This is a genomic window from Candidatus Nitrosoglobus terrae (genome assembly GCF_002356115.1).
Classification (GTDB): domain Bacteria; phylum Pseudomonadota; class Gammaproteobacteria; order Nitrosococcales; family Nitrosococcaceae; genus Nitrosoglobus; species Nitrosoglobus terrae.
The window spans coordinates 1,693,467-1,714,617 of record NZ_AP014836.1 but is presented as its reverse complement, the minus strand read 5'-3'; the positions used below and the strand labels follow the sequence as shown (position 1 = coordinate 1,714,617).

The window sequence follows — 21,151 nt, the reverse complement described above, 5'->3', positions numbered from 1 at the left end:
TAAGGAAGATATTGTGCCTAATATTATTGCTGTCTATCCTGGTACTTTTGATCCTATTACCCGAGGTCATGGAGATTTGGTTGAGCGTGCAGCTAAGTTGTTTGAGCGGATTATCGTTGCTGTTGCTGCCAATACTACTAAAACGCCCTGCTTTTCCTTGGAGGAAAGGGTCTCTATGGCTAAGGAATCTTTAGTCGATTACCCTAATGTGGAAGTTCTAGGTTTTGATATCTTATTAGCAGATTTTGCCCGCGCCTGTAAAGCGCGGGTTCTTCTACGAGGATTGCGCGCCGTATCTGATTTTGAGTATGAATTTCAGCTAGCCAATATGAATCGCTATTTGGTATCGGAGGTGGAAACATTATTTTTAACACCGGCTGAGCAATATGCTTATATTTCATCCAGCTTAGTACGGGAGGTAGCTACATTAGGGGGTAATGTTTCACCCTTTGTGCACCCTTGCGTAGCAATTGCACTGGCTAAAAAGCTAAGGAATTTATAATTCGTTATTTAAGTTTGGAGTAAGCCATGGCCTTGTTAATTACGGATGAGTGTATTAACTGCGACGTATGCGAGCCCGAATGCCCGAATAAGGCAATTTCTCAAGGAGAGGAGATTTATGTTATTGAGCCTAAATTCTGCACAGAATGTGTAGGGCATTTTAATACCCCTCAATGTGTTGAAGTATGTCCGGTTGAATGTATTATTCTTGATCCTGATCATAAGGAAACCCAGGAAGAGCTTAAAGCGAAGTACCAAGCGTTAATGGTAGGGTAATTTACGCCAATTAACCTTGTGATTTAAGTCTAATTTAATCCTCTGGGATTTGATCAATAGCGTCTATATCTTCCTGATTTAATCGGAGTTTCGCTGAGAGAGTATTATCAAGTACATTTTTCACTTTGCCAGTTCCGGGGATAGGAATGATATTGTTATCTTTTTGTAGTAACCACGCCAAAGAAATTTGATAGGGTGAGGCATTATATTTTTTGCTAAGTTTTTGAAATAATGGATAACTAGATAAGTGTGCGTAATTGTGTCTTCCTCCAAAAGGGCTGTAGGGAACGTAACTCACTCCTTGGGTTTGGCATTGGCGGATTAATCCGTTATGGAAATCCTTTTTAAAGAAAGGATTGCAGCGATTTTGTACCGCCGCAATGGAGGTCAGACGTAACGCTAATGTTAGTTGCTGTAAATTAACATTAGAGATCCCTATATATCGAATTTTACCTTCCTGTTGAAGCTGCATCAGTGCTCCTAGGGATTCCTCAAAGGGTATCTTAAGGTCAGAAGCATGAAGATAATACAGATCAATAGATTCACGTTGGAGATCCCGCAAGCTTTGCTCACAGGAGGTACGAAGCCATGTAGGATGGGCATCAACAATCCATTCACCGCGAGGTCGTCGCAACCCTCCTTTAGTGGCAATAAGCACATAATCATTTTTTCCTATAAGAGCTAGGGCAGAATGGATAAGGCGCTCATTATGGCCTAGGTCTGAATCATCAAGACAGTAAACATTAGCCGTATCAATAAAGTTACCTCCGTTTTCTACAAACGCTTGGATAACTTGGATAGCTTCCGTTGTTGTTGGCCGTCCTTGAATGGAAAGAGACATGGCCCCTAAACCAACAGGGTAAAGGGAATAATCTGTTTTACCAAGTTGTCTGTTCATGGAATCTCCAGCGTAAAGATTAAGTTTAATTTTAATTTGGGATATCGTAGATAACATCAAAAGGCATCCAATAAAGTATAGTAAACTGTTAGTAATTACCTATTATTTAATTCCAAGCCCTGACCCCTATTACCAATAGTGATGAGAATTTCCTTTCGTATAATTGCTGTTACCTTTCTGGTTTCTATTACAGGCTTAGCCGTAGCTCAAAAAGGACCTCCTGCAGCGGCGATTGCCAGTGCCCATCCCCTTGCTACAAGAGCAGGGCACTTGATATTAAAATCAGGGGGGAATGCCTTTGATGCTGCAGTAGCGGTAAGCGCAGTTTTAGCCGTAGTGGAACCTTATAGCTCAGGAATAGGCGGGGGAGGATTTTGGTTACTTCATCAGGCTAAGGATAATTCTGAGATCATGATTGATGGCCGAGAGCGGGCTCCTCTTGCAGCGACTCCCATGATGTATGTTGATAGCGCTGGTAAACTACGGGCTCGGGCTTCAATCGATGGGCCATTAGCTGCGGCAATTCCTGGGTTGCCTGCTGGGCTTGTTTATTTAGCACAGCACTATGGCCGTTTATCCTTGGCAGAGACTCTAGCGTCCGCCATTCATTATGCGCAAGAAGGCTTTAAGGTAGATGAGCATTATCGCCATTTGGTTGCTTTTCGACTTTCGACGCTCAAGCGTTGGTCTACTACTGCTCAGATATTTTTGATTGATGAAAGAATTCCAGCGCTAGGAGATAGGATTAAGCAGCCGGATTTAGCGGCCACTTTAACTGCCCTTGCTAGCCAAGGGGTAGCTGGGTTTTATCAGGGGTCAGTGGCAAAAGCCCTCGTTGATGGTGTACGTGCTGCGGGAGGAATCTGGACTTTAGAGGATTTAGCGCAATATCAGATTGTCGAGAGGCCGCCAGTACGAGGTCAATACCATGGGATGAAGATTATCTCTGCTAGCCTCCCTTCTGCTGGGGGTATTACCTTACTGACCATGCTAAATATTTTAGTGCAAGATGATCTTGCTGCTTTACCCGATGTAACGCGTGTTCATTTAATGATTGAAGCGATGCGCCGAGCTTATCGAGATCGGGCTGAATATTTAGGGGACCCAGATTTTATAGCTATCCCGCTGGTAAGGCTTATCCATCCCTACTATGGTGCTGGTTTACGCGCTAGTATTCGCTTGGATCAAGCAACTCCTAGTACCCTACTTCCGGGTATTGAGAGCCAAGAGTCGGGGCAGGATACTACTCATTTTTCTATCATTGATCAGGAAGGTAATTGGGTAGCAGCCACTTTAAGTATTAATTACCCATTTGGATCGGGGTTTGTGCCTGCAGGTACGGGTGTTTTGCTCAATGATGAAATGGATGATTTTACGATTTCTCCGGGTATACCTAATGTCTATGGTTTAGTGGGTAATCAAGCTAACGCTATTATGCCTGGGAAAAGACCCCTATCTAGCATGACTCCTACTTTTGTCGAGGATGATCATGGGGTGTTGGTGCTAGGGACTCCTGGGGGTAGCCGTATTATTACTATGGTGTTGCTTGGGATTTTAAATCATGGGCAAGGAAAGAGTTTAGGGGATCTGGTATCTTGGCCTCGTTTCCATCATCAGTATTTGCCCGATGAGGTGCAATACGAGCCGCAGGCGTTTGATAGCCAGCTGATAGCTCGTTTACAAGCTCTAGGCCATCGGCTAAAACCCCAAGAGCAACCTTGGGGAAATATGCAAGCCGTATTTTGGGATCGAGTTCAGGGAAAGATCGAAGCAGCTAGTGATCCGCGGGGAATAGGGCAGGCGCTAGTACAGTGATAATTCTATTAAGGGTGCTATATGCTAACAGATGCTGATCTAAAATATTTGCATCGTTGTGTCGAATTGGCTCGCCAAGCATTGGAGGCTGGCAATCCTCCTTTTGGCTTACTTCTAGTGAGTGCTAGCGGTGAAGTGTTAGCTGAGGATTATAATCAAATCCGCAGTAGTGGCGATTATACCCATCACCCAGAGATGAGTGTAGCGCGCTGGGCTACTATGCATCTATCCGCTAAAGAACGATTAATGGTTGGGTAGGATTAGGGCGCATTGTATACGCAACCTCGGGGGATCAGCTGGCTGCTTGGCTAGCAGAATGGAATATTTCTCGTTCTCGAGTCCGCGATTTATCTATTCAGCAAGTATTAATGGGGGTGGAGGTTGATGGCCCAGCCCCAGAGCTGGTAGATAAAGTTTATAAACTATACCACCAGTTTTTTGTAGGTACCTCAATGAGGTGATCTAGTTAATATCCTATTATGCCTCAACCGTAAAAAAAGGAAGTTTATCGGACTGATAATAAACTCCTTGTTCGGTGATATAGGCACTGATTAAATCTGAAGGGGTAATGTCAAAGTAAATATTACGTATCGTGACCTTTGATAGGGTTACTAGGGCCAGCTCTTCTGGAGCCTTTTCCTCTAAATGCGCCTGAGCTGCTAGGGCAGGTAGCCGCTTAAAGGTTTCACTGGCTACGTAAAAAGGAATATTTTGATAGCGCGCTGCTAAAGCCAGTAACTGGGTGCCGACTTTATTGATTATGGCACCGTCGCCTAGGATAGTATCTGCTCCTACTACAGCCGCATTAGCCTTACCTACAAATAACCCTATTTGCGCATCGGTAATTAAAGTGGTTTTAATCCCCCACTCGGACAGTTGCTTGGCGAGTTGGTAGCCTTCTTGTAGGGGTCGAGATTCAGTCACGATAGCGTTAACATTGTAATTTTTTAATACCTTAAAAGTAGCTGTTATTGTAGCGCTTAAACTATGAGTCATGATGGTGGCGTTGGGGCCTACTAGATCAACTACTTGATGAGCAATAGCGGTGACTGCTTGTCGGGATTGCTGCTGTAATTGCTGAGTAAGGGTTACTATCTCTAAACGTAAGTCTTCAATCTCATTTTGTGGGAGGCTGAATAGGCGGAATTGCCAGCGTGCTACTAGATTTTGGATCGGAGCCATGCTAGGCCGAACCTCTTTAAACTGATTGGCCAATAAATTTAAGTGGGTAATAAGTTCGCTACAGCTTGTAGCTGGGCTGGTTTGAGCTTGCTTGGCAAGCAACGTTAGACAATATTGGGCAAGCTCACTTGCTCCATGTTTCCGATCTTCAATAATGATCCTGATTTCATCAGCCCACATATTTATATGGATTTAAAGAATAATTTAATCTATATTAAATTACGAAATATTATAATTTAAGACTTATTTATCTTTAACTAAAATTGATATTATTTACTATATAGGAGATAAGAGCGCTAAATTTTATTAAAGAAAATTCTCTATTGCTAATAATTATTGTTTGAATCTGTATTAGTTTAGCAGGAGTTAATTATGGCAACCCCAATTAGTATCAGCGTCAGAAATGATAGTCCTTATGAGCAGAATTTTTTCTTTTTCCAGCAGCCGTCTATTTATTCTGGTGGTAGAGAGGTTTTCAGTAATAGCTTGTTTACTTCACCATTACTACCATATGGTGAGTATGGAGCTATACTGACTTTTTAATTATCCTTCAATACTATGCAGGCGCACAACAACAAGTAAACCCACCGGTAATTGGTCAACCCTCTGGGCAGCTCGCAGCTATTCAACCTATTGGGTTAACACCAGCTTCAGGTTCTCCACCGCCGAATACCACTAATATGGTTGTTACTCCACTGAGTTTAATGACACCGATTTCAGCTATAGGTCCAGAACAAGGTTCATTCCGGATTATCGTGCCAACCTTTGATCCTAATTTGCAGAAGTTTAACGTTGGAAGTGCCGTGCAAAAACTTGATCAAAGTATAGTACTTTCAAACTTTGTGACTGCTTTTCCAACAACAAATTTAGATTGCTAGCCAGTTATTAAATTCTATGTACAGACTGGGTCCTATACACAGGGAACTGTGATGAATTTTACTTCGTCTTCACAAGAGGCCGCAGTCTGTGATTTTACCCCCGGCTATTCTTCCTACACTGTTATCTATCAGGCTAATGGCAGGTGGTCAGTACGGGGAAATACGCTACAAACATTTGCTAATAAAGGTGTAACTGAAGAATATAATATTAATATTTCTAGTGATCATGAAGCTCTTATCTATAATGAAGCTGGAACAGCTCTCCTGAGTACAGGGCTAGCAAATGGTGGTTATACACCCCCATTTATCGTTACTAATTTAAGTCACCCTGGATTAATTAATATAAATCACGAGTATCAAGTAGCTCCAGCTGGTGGAATACGAGCAGGGCATATGTGTGTTCAGAAAATGGGAGATAGTGTAGTGTTTGGAAGGTAATGCCTTCTTGTTCTTAAGCCTTACCCATTCTATAGGCGCTTGAAATGGGAGCGTAATGAACAATGAAGTAAAAAGTAGGAGTAAATAGTAAAAGGATAGGGGGCTATTATTGTAATAGCCCCCTATCCCCAGACTAAAGGCAGCGATAAGCTGTCCTTTTTGTTGCAGAAAATAAGAAATTCAAGTGGTTTTTAAGCTCTTTTCTTGATTGAGGCTGCTTTCTGGAACGCTCCACCAAAAAACCAAGATAGAATCTGAAACGACTAAAATACCCTAAGAAGTCTGACCAATTTTCATTGGTCAGCCTGTATTACGCATTCCGGCAGCGATTGCGTTGATGGAGCGTAGCAAAGGATCGAGCCAAGCTTGCCGTTCTGTAGAGCTGAGGGCTGGATCTCGGGTGCGCTTAAGCAAAGTGAGCTGAATATGATTAAGGGGATCAAGGTAAGGGTTTCGCCGCCCTAGGGATAAAGCTAGGGTAGGATTTTCTTCCAGTAAAGTATGGGCATCGACGACATGGAGTACCTGGGTAACTGTGCGTTGATATTCAGTGCTGATCATAGCAAAAATCCTTTCTCCGGCCTCAGAATCTAGGCAGAGATTGGCATATTGCTGGGCAATACGCAGATCTGCTTTAGCTAATGACATTTGAATATTGCTAAGCATCGCTCGGAAATAAGCCCACTCTTGATACATCATCTGAAGTTTTGCCAATCGATCTGGCGCATCGGCTCGCCATTGCTCTAGGGCAGTACCGATACCATACCAAGCTGGGAAAGTATGGCGAGATTGAGCCCAAGAGAAGACCCAAGCAATGGCGCGTACTGAGGCTTTAGAACGATCATCCTTATTCCGGTGCGACGGACGAGAGCCCATATTTAAAAGTCCAATCTCGTTCACGGGGGTAGCTTCATAGAAGTAGTCTTGAAAACCTGGGGTTTGCTCTGTCAGTTCTCGATAAGTTCGTTCTCCAGCCTCAGCTAAGAAATCCATAATACCTAGATAATCATGTTTTTCCTTTTGGACAGGCTGAATAGTAAAGGCACTAGTTTTAATTAAACCGCTTACCCCCATGTTTAACTCATAAATTGCTGTTTCAACATTGCTGTAGCGAGAGGAGAGTACTTCACCTTGTTCTGTGAATTTGATCTGGCCACGGATAGTACCTCGAGGCTGAGATAGGAGGGCATCAAAGGTAGGCCCACCACCACGACCGATGGTACCTCCTCGACCATGAAATATACGGCAATCTATACCCCGTTTGTCTGCTAGGGTGGTGACTTTTTTCTGAGCTTCATATAATTTCCAAGAAGAAGCAAGGATACCCCCATCCTTACAGGAATCTGAATAGCCAATCATGACTTCTTGCTGATTACCCGAGGCTCGGAGCAACGCTAAGTAGCTAGGGTCGTCAAATAGAGTTGTCATAACAGGCTCAATATGATTTAAGTCTTCAATGGTTTCAAACAAAGGAGAAATTTTTAAGCTGCAAGACCAGCTGTCTTGTCGGTACTGGGCGAGCTTTGCAATTTGGCCCAAAAACATAACTTCTAGTACGTGACTGGCCGCGTGAGCCATGGAAATAACATAGTGACCAAAAACTCGCGGGCTTACTTCTTGGCACATTTGATTGATGGCATAAAACACATCGAGTACTTCTAGGGTAGCTGGCGTGAGCTGCTGCCGATCGATAACAATATCTTGTTCATTGGCAAGCTGCTTGGAAAGTAGCTGCTGGCGGTTTGCTTCTGAAAGATCAAGGTAAGTCGGATGTAACCTAATATGATTTACTAATTCAGCAACCGCTTTAGTATGGCGGCTTGACTCTTGGCGGGTATCTAGTTTGAGTAGATAAAATCCAAGACTTTCTACTAATCGAATTAAATCTTGTAGTTCATGAGTCGCAATACTGCTATCTCCATGGCTGATAAGACTATCGCGGATTAGATAAAGATCTTGAAGAAATTGATCTTCTGATACATAGCCTGCTCCTTTGGGGGGGCCTAGTCCGCTTTCTGGTTTTAGCTTTGCTTCTACCGCTTGAAGGTTGTTTTGTAGACGGTAGCGCATTAGGTAAAGTTTGCGTCGGTAGGGTTCATGGCTAAAGCGAGCTGGATCGCTTAAGAATGTTTCTGAGCAATCGAGGAGATCTTGATTGATGCTGTTTATCAGCCCTTTTGAAGGGGTAACGAGCGGAATCGAATGGGTGAGGATACGCATTAATTCAGAAATACGCCCAAGATAGTGCCGTAATGCAATTCGCATCTGTAGGCGCGCTGCCATAACTGTGGTTTCTGGCTTTACGTTAGGATGGCCATCCCGATCGCCTCCGATCCAGGAGCCAAAGTGTAGGAAACTAGGTACTTGGATAGAGGTATCTTGGCCATAAATTTTATAGATAGCCTCCTCTAGTTGGCGATAAGTTTCCGGAATTGCCTGAAATAGGCTAACCTTAAAGTAGAATAGCCCATTAATAATTTCATCTCGTACTTGGGGACGGTGAGCGCGAACTTCATCAGTTTTCCACAAGACCTGTATTTGCCGTTCTAGTTGGCGATGAATGGCTTCCATTTCACGCTGGCTAAGGCGAGCCTCATCTAGGGGTTTGCTGGTGACAAAGATTTTACGCAAATGATCCATGACAGTACGCCGCTTGGCTTCTGTAGGATGAGCCGTGATTACAGGAATATAGGCTAGCCTATTTAGTAGCGTCTGGAATTGATCAGGATGGATACCGCTATCTCGTATCTCCTGCAGGGTTTCTTCAAATGAGCCTCGCCAGAGTGGGCCACCTGCATTAACACGACGTTGCCGTTGCCGGTATTGGTAAGCTTCCTCAGCGATATTGGCTAAGCTAAAATAAATGCTAAATGCCCGAGCAACCTCAGTGAGTGTTTCAACATCAAGTGTGTTGATAAGGCGCCGTAACTGAATTCGTTTACCTGCATTATCTTTTTTGCGTAGGTTGATATAACCTTTGCGTAAGATTTCTACTGCAGCAAAGACTCTTTTTCCTGATTGGGTATAAATAACTTTTCCCAATAGATTACCAAAAAGCTTGACTCGAGCACGTAATTCTTTATCGCGCCAGGGAGTATTGTCTATTGAGGTGGCCTGTTTATTTTTATGATTCATAGTTAACCAATAGCCAAGTTGTATAGCCTAGTTTAGATAATTTAATCTTATTAATAGGGGTGAGGGCAGGGGCTAAGGATAATGCATTTTACGCTATTGAGTAGGGCGATTGGAAAGCATTTGATGATAAAGGTTATAATAGGCTTTAGCGCTTGTGCGCCAGCTAAAATTTTGGCCCATAGCGGTAAGAGCAAGTTCACGCCATTGATCAGGTTGCGCGTAAACAGTTAGCGCCTTTTGGATTGCGGTAAATAGGGCTGAGGGTGATGGCTCTTCAAAGAAAAAACCTGTGGCTAGTTCTTGCTGGATGTTTTCCTCAGTGGCCTCTACGATAGTGTCAGAGAGGCCGCCGGTACGGTGTACAATGGGTATTGTGCCGTAGCGTAAAGCATAGAGTTGGGTGAGACCACAAGGTTCGAATCGAGAGGGCATTAAGAAAATATCGGCACCAGCCTGAATACTATGGGCCAATTGCTCATTATAACTAATGGATAACCCCATTTGTCGTGGGTAATCTCGAGCAATTTTCTGTAAGGTGTTTTGATAGCTTTTATGGCCTTCACCTAGAAAAACTACCTGAATTTTATTAGAGAATAGCTTAGGGAGAATGTCGATAATAAGATCAATACCTTTTTGCTCTACTAATCGCCCGACAAAACCTAGTATAGGAATAGTTTTATCCTCAAGCAGACCATATTGGTGCTGTAGTGCCAATTTGTTAAGCGCTTTGTGGTGCCAAGTTGCTTTGCTATAGGGTTTCTTAATAAAAGAATCATGGACTGGATCCCAGCGCTGGTAGTCGGCACCATTAAGAATCCCGGTGAGATGATCAGCTCGCTTGCGAAGTACGCCCTCTAGGCCGCAACCAAACTCAGGAGTAAGAATTCCTTGGGCATAGGTGGGGCTGACTGTGGTGAGCCAATCAGCAAATACTAGTCCTCCCTTAATGAAGGAAAATTGATCGTAGAACTCCAGAGCAGAGGATGACCACAGATAGGGTGGTAGATCTAAGGTTTCGAACTGCTGGCGAGAAAATAGACCTTGATAGGCAAGATTATGGATAGTAAATAGGGTGGCAGGTCGATTGCTTAGAGGGGCAAGTAGCGGGGGAACTAGACCCGTTTGCCAGTCATTACAATGGATAATATCAGGCTGCCAGTTGAGTTCTGGGTGGTTTACTAATTGAGTGATAGCTTGACAAAAAACGGCAAATCGAGCTGCATTATCGGGCCAATCTTGACCATTTTCCCCTAAATAGGGGTTACCTGGGCGATCAAAATGGATAGGGCTATCCACAAGCCAAATTGAGTTTGAACCTTCAGGCAGTCGACCCTTTAAGATACGAATTAATCCTGATACTGATGGGATTTGTAGGGAGGCTATCTCGGTAAGATATTTAAGATGGGTTTTACAGGCTGGGTAAGCCGGTAGGATAATAGTTACTTCTAATCCCAGATGAGCAAGCTCTGCGGGTAGGATTCCGGCGACATCGCCTAGGCCGCCAGTTTTGATAAGGGGGTATGCCTCACTGGTGGCAAAAAGAATTTTGTACACGTTAGTGGCCTAAGAGGTTTGGAACATTATATTCAATAGTGATAAGGTGTATATTATTAATTTATATAGAATATTCTTATTATTTTAAATACGCTGTACTAGAAAGGGATAATCCACTGTAGTTTAAGATCACCCTTAGCAAAATCTATCAATTATATTGAAATTTAACTTTTTATGCTATGAGAAATCTCAGATTTTAGCTGGAGTATTGCTGAATAGTGTAGATGAATGGGTAGGGGTTAAATCAATATGGACAAGAAACGTTTTGTTATCAATTAGTGTCATTCTCCATATGGGGTATTATGCGCTTGCAGAAGGAATCCCTGCCCTTTAGGGTGGGAAAAATATCAAGTTATTAAGGGTGAAGTAGATATGGTTGAATCATGTACCTTTGTGGTTTTTGGCGCTACGGGTAACTTAAGTCGTAACAAGCTGCTGCCTGCATTCTATCACCTAGAATCGGCGCAGAGATTACCTGATAAAATGGCTATTGTAGGCGTTGCACTTCAAGAGTGGAATACTGAATATTGGCGCCAACAGGTCGCTCAGGATATTCAGCTTAAAGCTAGAGGCGATTTGAATAGAGAAATCCTAGCTCGATTACTACAACGATTACACTATTTCCAAGGGGATTTTACGGTAGTAGAGACTCACCAGCACCTTAAGGCTTACTTGGAAAAAGAATCCCAGATCTTTCCCTCTAATATCGTATTTTATATGTCTATCCGTCCAGCAGATTTTGGCGTAGTTGCCAATAATTTGGGCGCTATTGGTTTAAATCTGGAACGAGATGGCTGGCGGCGGCTTGTGGTGGAAAAACCTTTTGGTTATGACTTAGTAAGTGCTGAGATGCTGGAGGTTCAGTTGCATCGATATTTTAGAGAGCGCCAAATTTTTCGTATCGATCACTATTTAGGCAAAGAGATGATACAGAATGTGCTGGTATTTCGTTTTGCTAATGTGCTATTTGAGCCGCTTTGGAATCGAAACTATATTGATCATATTCAAATTACCCATGCTGAAACAGCGGGGATTGAAGGACGGGCTGGGTTTTATGAAGGAACAGGCGCTTTGCGGGATATGATTCAAAGTCATCTGCTACAAATGCTGACTTTAGTCGCCATGGAGCCTCCGCCTAACATGGATCCAGAATCACTGCGGGATGAGAAAGTAAAAGTTTTAAAATCAATCCGACCTATTTCTGTAAGTACTGTCCGATCCTATGCTTTTCGGGCTCAATATGTATCTGGGAGCATTGGTAGTAATAAAGTAGTGGGCTATCTGAATGAAGAGGGTGTAGCGAGTAATAGCACTACTGAGACTTATGCTGCACTTAAGCTTTATATCGATAACTGGCGTTGGCGTCATATACCCTTTTATTTGCGTACCGGCAAACGTATGGCAACGACAGCTTCCCATATTTCTATTCGGTTTAAAGAAGTGCCTCAGCAGTTATTTCGGCGAACACCCATCCATCGCCTTGAGCCTAACTGGCTTTTATTGGGGGTTCAGCCCAATGAATGCCTACGTATCGAGCTGCAAACTAAGGAGGTAGGGTTAGAAATGCGTACTCATACCACTGGTTTAGACGCTGCGTCTTGTGGGCAAGAGGAGGCAAAATTGGATGCTTATGAAATACTGCTTTTAGACGTTATTAAAGGAGATAATTCCCTATTTTTACGTGATGATGAGGTACGTTGGGCTTGGCAGGTCATAGATCCTATTTTAAGAGCCTGGGCTACTGAGCGGGAATTTATTCCTAGTTATAATGCGGGTAGTTGGGGGCCTTCTGAAACAGGGCGTTTATTTGATTGCGATGATCAGCATTGGCGTAATACTCTCTAAAAAATAAAATCTATGGGATTACGGACTATTTTGGTAACTGGGGGCGCAGGCTTTATTGGTTCTGCGGTTGTACGATATTTTATTAGCTATACAAACTACCGCCTAATTAATGTAGATAAACTCACTTATGCGGGTAATTTAGAGTCCCTAGAATCCATAGCTACTAACCCCCGCTATCAATTTATCCAAGCTGATATTGGTGATGCTAAGGCGATGGCGCGATTGCTGACTTATCATCGCCCAGATGCAGTAATGCACTTAGCTGCTGAAACTCATGTAGATCGATCTATTGAGGGCCCTAAAGTCTTCATTAACACTAATATTGTAGGGACTTACACGCTGTTAGAAGCGGTCTTGGGTTATTGGAAAAAGCTTGATAAAAGTGCCCAAGCTCGATTTCGTTTTCATCATATCTCTACTGATGAGGTGTTTGGCTCTTTAGAAGAGAAAGGTTTATTTCGAGAGGACTCCTCTTATCAACCCAATTCCCCTTATGCGGCGAGTAAAGCAGCTTCTGATCATTTAGTACGCGCTTGGCATCAGACTTATGGGTTACCGATTTTAATTACCCATTGCTCTAATAATTATGGCCCTTATCAGTTTCCGGAAAAGCTTATCCCACTCATAGTACTAAATGGTGTGGAAGGTAAACCGCTTCCTGTGTATGGTCAGGGGGATAATGTACGGGATTGGCTTTATGTGGAAGATCATGTGCGGGCATTACAAATAGTTCTTACTAAAGGTCGGCTTGGAGAAACTTATAATATTGGCGGGCATAATGAAAAGACTAATCTAGAGGTAGTACAACTTATATGCCAGCTGCTTGATGAGCTATGCCCTTATTCTACTTATATACCCCACTGTACTTTAATTACTTCAGTTGTAGATCGTCTTGGCCATGATCAGCGCTATGCTATTGATGCAAGTAAAATAAGTCAGGAGTTAGGATGGAAACCTCAAGAGAGTTTCCATACTGGGCTAAGAAAAACGGTTCAATGGTATTTAGATAATTTGCCTTGGTGCCAGCGAGCAATGAAGGGCCATAATTGCCGAGAGCGTTTGGGTATTAGGATATAAAGGTATGCGTAAGGGGATTGTGCTTGCCGGGGGGTTGGGAACCCGCTTGTACCCAGTCACACAGCCTATTTGTAAACAACTCCTACCCATCTATGATAAACCGATGATTTATTACCCGCTTTCTGTGTTGATGTTAGCAGGTATTCGGCAGATTTTAGTAATCTCTACCCCCCAAGATTTACCCCGCATTGAGCAGCTGCTAGGAGATGGTTGCCAGTGGGGCTTAAATTTTTCTTATCAAATTCAGCCTCGGCCAGAGGGGATTGCGCAGGCTTTTATTCTTGCCAAAAACTTTATTAAAGGAAGCGCTTGCGCTTTAGTGCTTGGAGATAATATTTTTCATGGTGATGATTTATCCGTGCTGTTAAAGGGCGCAGCTAAACGCGGCTCTGGCGCTACCATTTTTTCCTATCCAGTTCGAGATCCAGAACGCTATGGTGTGATTGAATTTGGAATTGGGGGTAAGGTGTTAAGTATTGAAGAAAAACCCGCTGTAGCTAGATCCCGTTATGCCGTGACAGGTCTATATTTTTATGATGAGCAGGTGGTGGAAATAGCTGAATCTTTAGTACCTTCTGCTCGAAAGGAGTTGGAAATTACGGATATTAATCGGCATTATTTAAGAGAAGGAAAATTATTTGTGGAGATCATGAGTCGGGGTATGGCTTGGTTAGATACGGGTACCCATGATTCTCTGCTGGAGGCTGCCTTATTTATTTATACCATTGAAAAACGTCAAGGGCTAAAGATTGCCTGCCCGGAAGAAATTGCTTATCGCATGAGCTATATTAGTGCTGAGGATCTGGAGCGTTTAGCCAGACCGCTGCAAAAAAGCGGTTATGGAGATTATCTGCTGAGTTTACTCAATGAGAAGGTCTATCCATTTTAAATGAAAATTATACTCACCCAGATTCCCGATGTTCTAGTCATAGATCCTACAGTTTTTAATGATGAGCGAGGGTTTTTTCTCGAGAGTTATAATCAGGCAGTTTTTAACACCATAACGGGTCTTCAAGCGCAGTTCGTGCAAGATAATCATTCTTGCTCGAAAAAGCATGTTCTTCGGGGTTTGCATTATCAGATTCAGCAACCTCAGGGTAAGTTGGTACGGGTAATCGTGGGTGAAGTTTTTGATGTTGCTGTTGATTTACGGCGAAGCTCTTCAAGTTTAGGTCAGTGGGTTGGCTGCTATCTTTCCGCAGAGAATAAGCAGCAGTTGTGGATACCGGCTGGATTTGCTCACGGGTTTTTAGTATTGAGCGATTATGCCGAGCTTTTATATAAAACCACGGATTATTACGCCCCAGAGCAAGAGCGTTGTATTTATTGGAATGATCCCGATCTTGCCATTGCATGGCCTTTAAAAGGATCGCCCCTTATTTCTGCTAAAGATCAGGTAGGCAGAGTTTTTAAAGCAGCAGAATTATTTTCATGAACAATGCCTGTAAACGGATACTGGTGATTGGTGCCCATGGCCAAGTAGGTTGGGAGTTACAACGAGCATTAGCGCCTTTAGGTGAAGTCATTGCATTAGATCAAGATGATCTGAATCTTACCCACATAGACAATATTCCATCTACGCTGGCTAAAATTCAACCTAATGTGATTGTAAATGCAGCCGCTTATACCGCCGTAGATAGGGCGGAAGAGGAGCCTGAGCAGGCAATGGTAATTAATGGGCATGCTCCTAAAATTCTAGCTGAAGAAGCTTGCCAGCGAGGGGCGGCGTTGATTCATTATTCCACGGATTATGTTTTTGATGGCCAGAAGGATTCTCCTTATCGTGAAATAGATATTCCACGGCCTATTAATGTATATGGTCAAACTAAGCTGGTAGGTGAACAGGCTATAGCGGCTGTAGGGGGCGCTTATCTAATTCTGCGCACGAGTTGGATATATGGATTAAGAGGCCATAATTTTTTGCTGACTATGCAGCGTTTAGCGCAAGAAAGGGAAGTGATTCAGGCTGTGGATGATCAATTTGGTGCGCCTACTTGGAGTCGCTTAGTAGCAGAGGGAACAGCCCAGATTATTGCTCAGGGACGGGGTCAAATAGTGGATTATATTAGGGAACGGGCTGGGATTTACCACCTAAGCTGTCAGGGAAAAGCTTCTTGGTATAATTTTGCTCAGGCCATTTTAGATCACCTAAACCCAGCAGTAAAACTAGAACCCATCTCAACTTCAAATTATCCTACTTTGGCTCAGCGTCCTGCTTTTTCTTGTTTGGATAATAACCATATCCGAGGCATTTTTGGAATTCAGTTGCCAGATTGGAAGACAGCACTAGCGCTTGCAGTGGATTCTTAAACTGTGCAGCACAAGATAATCGGGTTACTGGCTCTGTTAAATTATGTATAGCCAAGAAATTTTGAAGGCTTTCTTTAATCTTAGCGAGTAGAAATAAAGTTACTGTAATTTATTTTTACACTAATTCGTCAGTATTATTTACAAAAAACAAAGGGTTAGCGCCTTATAGCGCTAAAGGAGCTATTTATTAATCAAATAGTTAGCTATGAGGAATATTTTTTGTATACTTTAATTACTGAGAAGATTTAGCTTCTCAGTATCATTTGCTGTTTAGTTAGTAAAGCGGTTAATGAGGGAAGGTGAGTATGAACAATAAAAATAGCTTCAGGGTAGTGATGATGGCTATAGCGGCCAGCCTCAGTGTAATGACTGCGCAAGCCGCAACGCAACCGTCAATAATAAGTAATGGTTCAGAAGTTCAAATTTCTCCCCAAAATGTGGGCGGACAATTTAATATAGATTGGGCAGGCGAGACTAAATCTAGTGACATCTTATCAATAACCAGTAATTGGAAAGTGGAGTCTTTTAGTGGTCCAAGTAATGGTGAAGAGGATTTAGAATTAGAAGGTAGTATTGATAACACTACTAAGACTACAAGCTCGCTTACTCAGGCAGCTATTATGTCGTTTGGGTTTGCGACCGATCCTAGCGTCACTAAAGAAAGTATTTCCGGGGGCACGGTCTTTAACAACGTCAGTGCTGGAAATGGTCCAAACCAGACTGTTCCTGGAGGCTTTAAGGATATTGATGTGTGTATTTATGCAGATGGATGTTCGGGAGGGAAGATTCAAACGGGCCTGCAGGCGGGTGAGTCAGATTCTTTTACACTAAACCTTCAGGGTGATTTTGGTGATTCGGTAACGCTTTCAACTTTTCCGGTTAAATTTCAAACGAATGAAGGTTCCTTTGAGTTTGGGGGAACTCCATCATTACCAGGGTCTTCAACGCCACCGGTAGTTCCAGTAACCCCAGTACCTGAGCCAAACATGCTGCTGCTCTTTAGTACCGGTCTGCTGAGTCTGGGGCTTATTAGCTACCGTCGTCGGCTTTAAAGAAAGTTTGAAAGTTTTGTAAGAAATTAGACACCGGCTTCAAGCCGGTGTCTAGTTTTGGAGATAGGTGGTGGGCGATGCTGGGATTGAACCAGCGACCCCTGCCGTGTGAAGGCAGTGCTCTCCCCCTGAGCTAATCGCCCTGATAATGATGCTAAAACAAATTCTACGGCTAGATCTCACTTAGGTCAATTGAAAAAGGCAGGTAGCTATTGTGGTATCTGATTTACGTGCTGAAGCTCTAGGACAATGGTTAAGTAGAGATCTGGGGCTGATGAATTACCAGATGACGATAGCTTCGGGGGATGCTAGCTTCCGACGCTATTTCCGCTTGCGCCGGAAGGATATAAGTTTGATTGTTATGGATGCTCCACCAGAGCGCGAAAACCCTAGTGCTTTTATCTATCTTGCAAATGAGCTTAGTAAATTAGGATTGAATGTACCTAAAGTTTTAGCCCAAGATTTAGCACAAGGTTTTTTGCTACTGAGTGATTTAGGGGAGCACCAATATTTAAATCGCTTAAATTCTAATAGTGCTCAGAGGCTTTATGGAGATGCTTTAGCCGCCTTGCTGATACTTCAGAGTGAAGGTGCTGGAGTCCTAAATCTGCCCCTTTATACCCGGGATTTGTTAATAAAAGAGATGAAATTATTTGGTGATTGGTATCTAGGACAGCATTTAAATGTTCAGATAGAGACGGCGCTAGATAACCTATTTAAGATATTAGCAGATTCCGCCCTTGATCAGCCTCAGGTGCCCGTCCACCGAGATTATCACTCCCGTAATCTCATGGTGACGGAGAAAGATAATCCCGGAATTTTAGATTTTCAAGACGCGGTTAAAGGCCCAGTAACTTATGATTTAGTTTCTTTATTGCGTGATTGCTATATTGCTTGGCCGCAAGAGAAGGTAGTAGATTGGCTTTATGATTATCAGCAGGCCGCTATGCGATTAAAAATCCTTGTAGCGGTAAGGCCATTAGAATTTATGCGCTGGTTTGATTGGATGGGGGTACAACGGCACCTGAAGGCCATTGGAATTTTTACGCGCTTAAATTACCGGGATGGTAAATCAGGTTATCTTAAAGATATCCCAAGAATTTTAAGTTATTTGAGTATTGTGGCTAATCAATATAGTGAGCTAGCTGATCTGGCTGAATTATTACGAGAATTGCCTAAACCAAAGGTAATAGAATGAAGGCTATGATTTTAGCTGCTGGGCGTGGTGAGCGAATGCGGCCATTAACTGATTTTACCCCTAAGCCGTTGCTTCAGGTAGGATTTAAGTGCCTTATTGAATATCTGATTGAGTCTTTGGCAAAAGCTGGATTTACTGATTTGGTAATTAATCATGCTCATCTAGGCAGCCAGATTGAAGAACGATTGGGAGATGGTAAGCGCTATGGGGTTCAAATTTGCTATTCCCCTGAAAGTAGTAATGGGTTAGAGACTGGAGGTGGCATTTTTCAGGCACTGCCCTTATTAGGGAAAGAGCCATTTTTAGTAGTTAATAGTGATATTTGGACGGATTATCCTTTTGCTAGAGTGCGGTTAATTCCTGAGGGGTTAGCCTATCTGATCTTAGTCAATAATCCTGATTATTACCCTCAAGGGGATTTTACATTGTTAGGAAAGCAAGTCAGGGTGGAGGGAGGCGATAAACTGACGTTTAGTGGTATCGGGGTTTATCATCCTGATTTATTTACTTGTTGCTGTCCTAGCCGGTTTCCTTTAGCGCCCTTACTGCGGGGCGCTGCTGATCAAAATTTAGTCACAGGCGAGCACTACCAAGGCCAATGGTACGATATTGGTACCCCAGCACGTTTATTTAATTTAAGAAAACGGTTAAGTTAAGCGTCATTGTTTTTTGATGGATTACTTTGATCACTGGCTATTAGCCGTTCTAATAAGGCTTTTTGGGTGTGGAGACGATTTTCAGCCTCATCCCAGACGACACTTTGGGGGCCATCAATCACCTCAGCAGCTACTTCTTCACCTCGGTGAGCGGGCAGGCAATGCATGAAAATAGCCTCTTTTTTAGCTAAGGCCATGAGGCCTTTATTGACTTGGTAGCTGGCGAAAACTCGGAGTCTCTGTTGTTTCTCCGCCTCTTGCCCCATGCTAGTCCATACATCCGTTACTACTAAATCGGCATTTACTACTGCTTCTCGTGGGTCTGTTACAATCTGAACCTTTTTGCTAGCTGCTTGTAAAACGCTAGGATCAGGCCCATACCCTGCAGGAGTAGCAATGTGTAATTTAAAGTCAAATTGGCAGGCTGCACTAATATAAGAATGGCACATATTATTACCGTCCCCTACCCAAGCGACAGTTCGTCCCTGAATACTCCCTCGATGTTCAAAATAGGTTTGGATATCAGCCAGTAGTTGACAAGGGTGATAACGATCTGTCAGTGCATTAATGACAGGGACCTTGGAGTAGGTGGCAAAATTTTCTAGCGCTGATTGGGAGAAGGTGCGAATCATTAGGCAATCCACCATTCGAGAAAGAACACGAGCCGTATCAGCTATAGGCTCTCCACGTCCAAACTGGGTATCTCGATGGGAGAGAAAGATAGCATTGCCCCCAAACTGGGTCATAGCCACCTCAAAAGACACTCGGGTGCGCGTGGAGGATTTTTCAAATAGCATTCCCAGCGTTTTATTTTTCAGTGGCTCATAAATTTTCCCTGACCGCTGTAGAGCTTTAAGATTAATTGCGCGTTGAATAAGCTGCTTAAGCTCATCAGCTGATAAATCAAATAACGTCAAAAAATGTTGTATTGCCATAGCAATTTCTCGGGTTACTTCGAATTTTGAGAATCCTTAAGAAATGCCCTGATAAGCTTATTTATCCTCTCTACGATGGTATCTGCCTCTTTATCGCTTATGATTAGCGGGGGAAGTAGGCGTATCACATTACCTGCAGTTACGTTAAGAAGCAATCGCTCTTCTAAGGCGGATTTCATTAGTGTGGTGCAGGGTCGATCTAGTACTATTCCTATCATTAAACCTTGGCCACGAATCGCCTGAACCTCAGGTAGATCTCGTAGGGATTTTTGGAAAGATTCCAACATTCTTTGGCCTAATTGGCTGGCTCTTTGTGCTAAGTTCTGCTGCTCAAGGGTCTCCAATACTGCTAAAGCAGCGCGACAGGCCAATGGATTACCGCCGCAAGTAGAACCATGGCTGCCAGGTTGTATTACTCGAGCCGCTTCACCTCGGGCTAGACAGACACCAATAGGGATCCCATTACCGAGACTTTTAGCAAGTGTTATCACATCTGGTTGTGATTGACTATGTTGGAATGCAAACCAGCGGCCAGTACGGCATAAGCCTGTTTGAACCTCATCTAGCATCATAAGCCAGCTTTGGCTGTTGCAAATTGCACGAATTTGATCTAGATAGTTATTAGTTGGAACGATAATTCCGCCTTCACCTTGGATAGGTTCAAGGAGAACAGCTACGATCTCTTTGCGGGTCTGCTCTGGTAATGCTTCTAAGGCGGATGAATCGTCATAAGGAATTCGGATAAAATTCTGAACTAAGGGCTCAAAACCTGCTTGGACTCTGGCATTTCCAGTAGCGCTTAGGGTGGCTAGCGTACGTCCGTGGAAGCTGCCTGTCATAACAACAATTTTTGGATTGCTAATCCCCCGGCCATGTCCATAGCGGCGGGCAATCTTAAGCGCTGCTTCATTGGCTTCAGCGCCTGAGTTAGCAAAAAAAGCACGCTCCATTCCAGCCAAAGCATTTAACTTAGTGGCTAACGCTTCCTGTAAGGGGATACGGTAAAGATTAGAGGTATGAAGCAAATGCCCTACTTGATCATTGATTGCTTGGGCAATAGCAGGGTGTGCATGGCCAAGACCACAAACCGCAACACCTGCCAGTGCATCTAGATACTCATTGCCAGCGCTATCCCATAACCGAGCTCCTTCTCCTCGGCTAAAAGCTACAGGTAGGCGAGCGTAAGCAGACATTAGTGGCTCATTCATTGTGGTTCTATCATAAACATAAATAACGATATATCAACCTAATAAAAATAAGGAGGGCAGCTCGATAGAGCTGCCATAAGCTAAGTTAGAGAGAAATTTCTATTCATGGTAAATGAAAGAAGTTCATTTTTGTATTTATTATATGAGCTTATCTTATTTCTAGAGATAAAAAAATGTGTTTGCTATATTAATC

Annotated in this window: 20 protein-coding genes and 1 tRNA gene; 14 read left to right on the top strand and 7 right to left on the bottom strand. The window is 43.1% G+C overall.

Annotated features, from left to right (window positions below):
• Positions 1 to 13: 13 nt before the first annotated feature.
• Positions 14 to 502 carry a pantetheine-phosphate adenylyltransferase gene (gene coaD, locus TAO_RS08105; protein ID WP_096527429.1) on the top strand — a complete coding sequence of 163 codons (489 nt, stop codon included), beginning with the start codon at positions 14 to 16 and terminating at the stop codon, positions 500 to 502.
• Between the two features lie 26 nt (positions 503 to 528).
• Positions 529 to 777 carry a YfhL family 4Fe-4S dicluster ferredoxin gene (locus TAO_RS08100; protein WP_096527428.1) on the top strand — a complete coding sequence of 83 codons (249 nt, stop codon included), beginning with the start codon at positions 529 to 531 and terminating at the stop codon, positions 775 to 777.
• A gap of 34 nt (positions 778 to 811) precedes the next feature.
• Here TAO_RS08100 and TAO_RS08095 read toward each other — a convergent pair whose 3' ends face one another.
• The gene (locus TAO_RS08095; RefSeq protein ID WP_172419088.1) at positions 812 to 1,675 is read right to left on the bottom strand and encodes an aldo/keto reductase; all 864 of its coding nucleotides are present in this window, start codon (positions 1,673 to 1,675) and stop codon (positions 812 to 814) included.
• 141 nt (positions 1,676 to 1,816) lie between these two features.
• Here TAO_RS08095 and ggt point away from each other — a divergent pair, with 141 nt between their 5' ends.
• Complete coding sequence (gene ggt, locus TAO_RS08090) at positions 1,817 to 3,490, top strand: gamma-glutamyltransferase (protein ID WP_096527426.1); 1,674 nt, start codon at positions 1,817 to 1,819, stop codon at positions 3,488 to 3,490.
• 21 nt (positions 3,491 to 3,511) lie between these two features.
• Positions 3,512 to 3,748: a cytidine/deoxycytidylate deaminase family protein gene (locus TAO_RS09990; protein ID WP_231910632.1), complete on the top strand. Its 237-nt coding sequence runs from the start codon at positions 3,512 to 3,514 to the stop codon at positions 3,746 to 3,748.
• A 219-nt stretch (positions 3,749 to 3,967) separates the two neighbouring features.
• Here the strand turns inward: TAO_RS09990 and TAO_RS08080 are convergent, their stop codons facing one another.
• Entirely contained in the window at positions 3,968 to 4,852 is an 885-nt protein-coding gene (locus TAO_RS08080; RefSeq protein ID WP_096527425.1) for a translation initiation factor eIF-2B, read from the bottom strand.
• Positions 4,853 to 5,044: 192 nt separating this feature from the next.
• On the opposite strand from TAO_RS08080, the gene TAO_RS09780 reads away from it, so the two are divergent.
• On the top strand, positions 5,045 to 5,215 hold the full coding sequence (locus TAO_RS09780) for a hypothetical protein (RefSeq protein WP_197702534.1): 171 nt from the start codon (positions 5,045 to 5,047) through the stop codon (positions 5,213 to 5,215).
• Between the two features lie 386 nt (positions 5,216 to 5,601).
• Positions 5,602 to 5,988, top strand: a complete 387-nt coding sequence (locus tag TAO_RS09775; protein ID WP_197702533.1) for a hypothetical protein — start codon at positions 5,602 to 5,604, stop codon at positions 5,986 to 5,988.
• A gap of 300 nt (positions 5,989 to 6,288) precedes the next feature.
• Here the strand turns inward: TAO_RS09775 and ppc are convergent, their stop codons facing one another.
• Both ppc and glgA read right to left on the bottom strand, forming a co-directional pair.
• Complete coding sequence (gene ppc, locus TAO_RS08070) at positions 6,289 to 9,123, bottom strand: phosphoenolpyruvate carboxylase (protein ID WP_096527424.1); 2,835 nt, start codon at positions 9,121 to 9,123, stop codon at positions 6,289 to 6,291.
• Between the two features lie 93 nt (positions 9,124 to 9,216).
• Positions 9,217 to 10,677, bottom strand: coding sequence for a glycogen synthase GlgA (gene glgA, locus TAO_RS08065; RefSeq protein WP_096527423.1), 1,461 nt, complete (start codon positions 10,675 to 10,677; stop codon positions 9,217 to 9,219).
• Between the two features lie 372 nt (positions 10,678 to 11,049).
• Between glgA and zwf the strand changes: the two genes are divergently transcribed.
• The 6 genes from zwf (at position 11,050) to TAO_RS08035 (ending at position 16,961) form a co-directional block, all read left to right on the top strand.
• Entirely contained in the window at positions 11,050 to 12,522 is a 1,473-nt protein-coding gene (zwf, locus tag TAO_RS08060) for a glucose-6-phosphate dehydrogenase (protein ID WP_096527422.1), read from the top strand.
• Between the two features lie 12 nt (positions 12,523 to 12,534).
• Positions 12,535 to 13,599: a dTDP-glucose 4,6-dehydratase gene (rfbB, locus tag TAO_RS08055; RefSeq protein WP_096527421.1), complete on the top strand. Its 1,065-nt coding sequence runs from the start codon at positions 12,535 to 12,537 to the stop codon at positions 13,597 to 13,599.
• A 4-nt stretch (positions 13,600 to 13,603) separates the two neighbouring features.
• Entirely contained in the window at positions 13,604 to 14,488 is an 885-nt protein-coding gene (gene rfbA, locus TAO_RS08050; RefSeq protein WP_096527420.1) for a glucose-1-phosphate thymidylyltransferase RfbA, read from the top strand.
• Positions 14,489 to 15,034: a dTDP-4-dehydrorhamnose 3,5-epimerase gene (gene rfbC, locus TAO_RS08045; protein ID WP_096527419.1), complete on the top strand. Its 546-nt coding sequence runs from the start codon at positions 14,489 to 14,491 to the stop codon at positions 15,032 to 15,034.
• Positions 15,031 to 15,909, top strand: a complete 879-nt coding sequence (gene rfbD, locus TAO_RS08040) for a dTDP-4-dehydrorhamnose reductase (RefSeq protein WP_096527418.1) — start codon at positions 15,031 to 15,033, stop codon at positions 15,907 to 15,909. The genes rfbC and rfbD overlap by 4 nt, the downstream gene beginning before the upstream one ends.
• Positions 15,910 to 16,214: 305 nt before the next feature.
• A complete protein-coding gene (locus tag TAO_RS08035) occupies positions 16,215 to 16,961 on the top strand; it encodes a cistern family PEP-CTERM protein (RefSeq protein WP_096527417.1) in 747 nt (248 codons plus the stop codon).
• 68 nt (positions 16,962 to 17,029) lie between these two features.
• Here the strand turns inward: TAO_RS08035 and TAO_RS08030 are convergent.
• A tRNA-Val gene (locus TAO_RS08030) sits at positions 17,030 to 17,104 on the bottom strand.
• Between the two features lie 71 nt (positions 17,105 to 17,175).
• Between TAO_RS08030 and TAO_RS08025 the strand changes: the two genes are divergently transcribed.
• On the top strand, positions 17,176 to 18,159 hold the full coding sequence (locus TAO_RS08025; protein WP_331712986.1) for an aminoglycoside phosphotransferase family protein: 984 nt from the start codon (positions 17,176 to 17,178) through the stop codon (positions 18,157 to 18,159).
• Entirely contained in the window at positions 18,156 to 18,815 is a 660-nt protein-coding gene (gene murU, locus TAO_RS08020; RefSeq protein ID WP_096527416.1) for an N-acetylmuramate alpha-1-phosphate uridylyltransferase MurU, read from the top strand. The genes TAO_RS08025 and murU overlap by 4 nt, the downstream gene beginning before the upstream one ends.
• On the opposite strand, the gene argF is transcribed toward murU, so the two are convergent.
• Together argF and TAO_RS08010 are read right to left on the bottom strand one after the other, a co-directional pair.
• Positions 18,812 to 19,750, bottom strand: a complete 939-nt coding sequence (gene argF / locus TAO_RS08015) for an ornithine carbamoyltransferase (protein WP_096527415.1) — start codon at positions 19,748 to 19,750, stop codon at positions 18,812 to 18,814. The two genes, murU and argF, sit on opposite strands and share 4 nt — an antisense overlap.
• Before the next feature lie 14 nt (positions 19,751 to 19,764).
• The gene (locus tag TAO_RS08010; RefSeq protein ID WP_172419087.1) at positions 19,765 to 20,958 is read right to left on the bottom strand and encodes an aspartate aminotransferase family protein; all 1,194 of its coding nucleotides are present in this window, start codon (positions 20,956 to 20,958) and stop codon (positions 19,765 to 19,767) included.
• Positions 20,959 to 21,151: the final 193 nt, after the last annotated feature.

Bases quoted from the DNA above. Each gene is read 5' to 3' on its own strand.
- TAO_RS09990 (WP_231910632.1), top strand. From the start codon at position 3,512: ATGCTAACAGATGCTGATCTAAAATATTTGCATCGTTGTGTCGAATTG.
- rfbB (WP_096527421.1), top strand. From the start codon at position 12,535: ATGGGATTACGGACTATTTTGGTAACTGGGGGCGCAGGCTTTATTGGT.
- TAO_RS08035 (WP_096527417.1), top strand. From the start codon at position 16,215: ATGAACAATAAAAATAGCTTCAGGGTAGTGATGATGGCTATAGCGGCC.
- TAO_RS08080 (WP_096527425.1), bottom strand. From the start codon at position 4,852: ATGTGGGCTGATGAAATCAGGATCATTATTGAAGATCGGAAACATGGA.
- TAO_RS08010 (WP_172419087.1), bottom strand. From the start codon at position 20,958: ATGAATGAGCCACTAATGTCTGCTTACGCTCGCCTACCTGTAGCTTTT.
- rfbC (WP_096527419.1), top strand. From the start codon at position 14,489: ATGAAAATTATACTCACCCAGATTCCCGATGTTCTAGTCATAGATCCT.
- TAO_RS08100 (WP_096527428.1), top strand. From the start codon at position 529: ATGGCCTTGTTAATTACGGATGAGTGTATTAACTGCGACGTATGCGAG.
- zwf (WP_096527422.1), top strand. From the start codon at position 11,050: ATGGTTGAATCATGTACCTTTGTGGTTTTTGGCGCTACGGGTAACTTA.
- ggt (WP_096527426.1), top strand. From the start codon at position 1,817: ATGAGAATTTCCTTTCGTATAATTGCTGTTACCTTTCTGGTTTCTATT.
- argF (WP_096527415.1), bottom strand. From the start codon at position 19,750: ATGGCAATACAACATTTTTTGACGTTATTTGATTTATCAGCTGATGAG.
- rfbD (WP_096527418.1), top strand. From the start codon at position 15,031: ATGAACAATGCCTGTAAACGGATACTGGTGATTGGTGCCCATGGCCAA.
- TAO_RS08095 (WP_172419088.1), bottom strand. From the start codon at position 1,675: ATGAACAGACAACTTGGTAAAACAGATTATTCCCTTTACCCTGTTGGT.
- murU (WP_096527416.1), top strand. From the start codon at position 18,156: ATGAAGGCTATGATTTTAGCTGCTGGGCGTGGTGAGCGAATGCGGCCA.
- TAO_RS09775 (WP_197702533.1), top strand. From the start codon at position 5,602: ATGAATTTTACTTCGTCTTCACAAGAGGCCGCAGTCTGTGATTTTACC.
- rfbA (WP_096527420.1), top strand. From the start codon at position 13,604: ATGCGTAAGGGGATTGTGCTTGCCGGGGGGTTGGGAACCCGCTTGTAC.
- ppc (WP_096527424.1), bottom strand. From the start codon at position 9,123: ATGAATCATAAAAATAAACAGGCCACCTCAATAGACAATACTCCCTGG.
- TAO_RS09780 (WP_197702534.1), top strand. From the start codon at position 5,045: ATGGCAACCCCAATTAGTATCAGCGTCAGAAATGATAGTCCTTATGAG.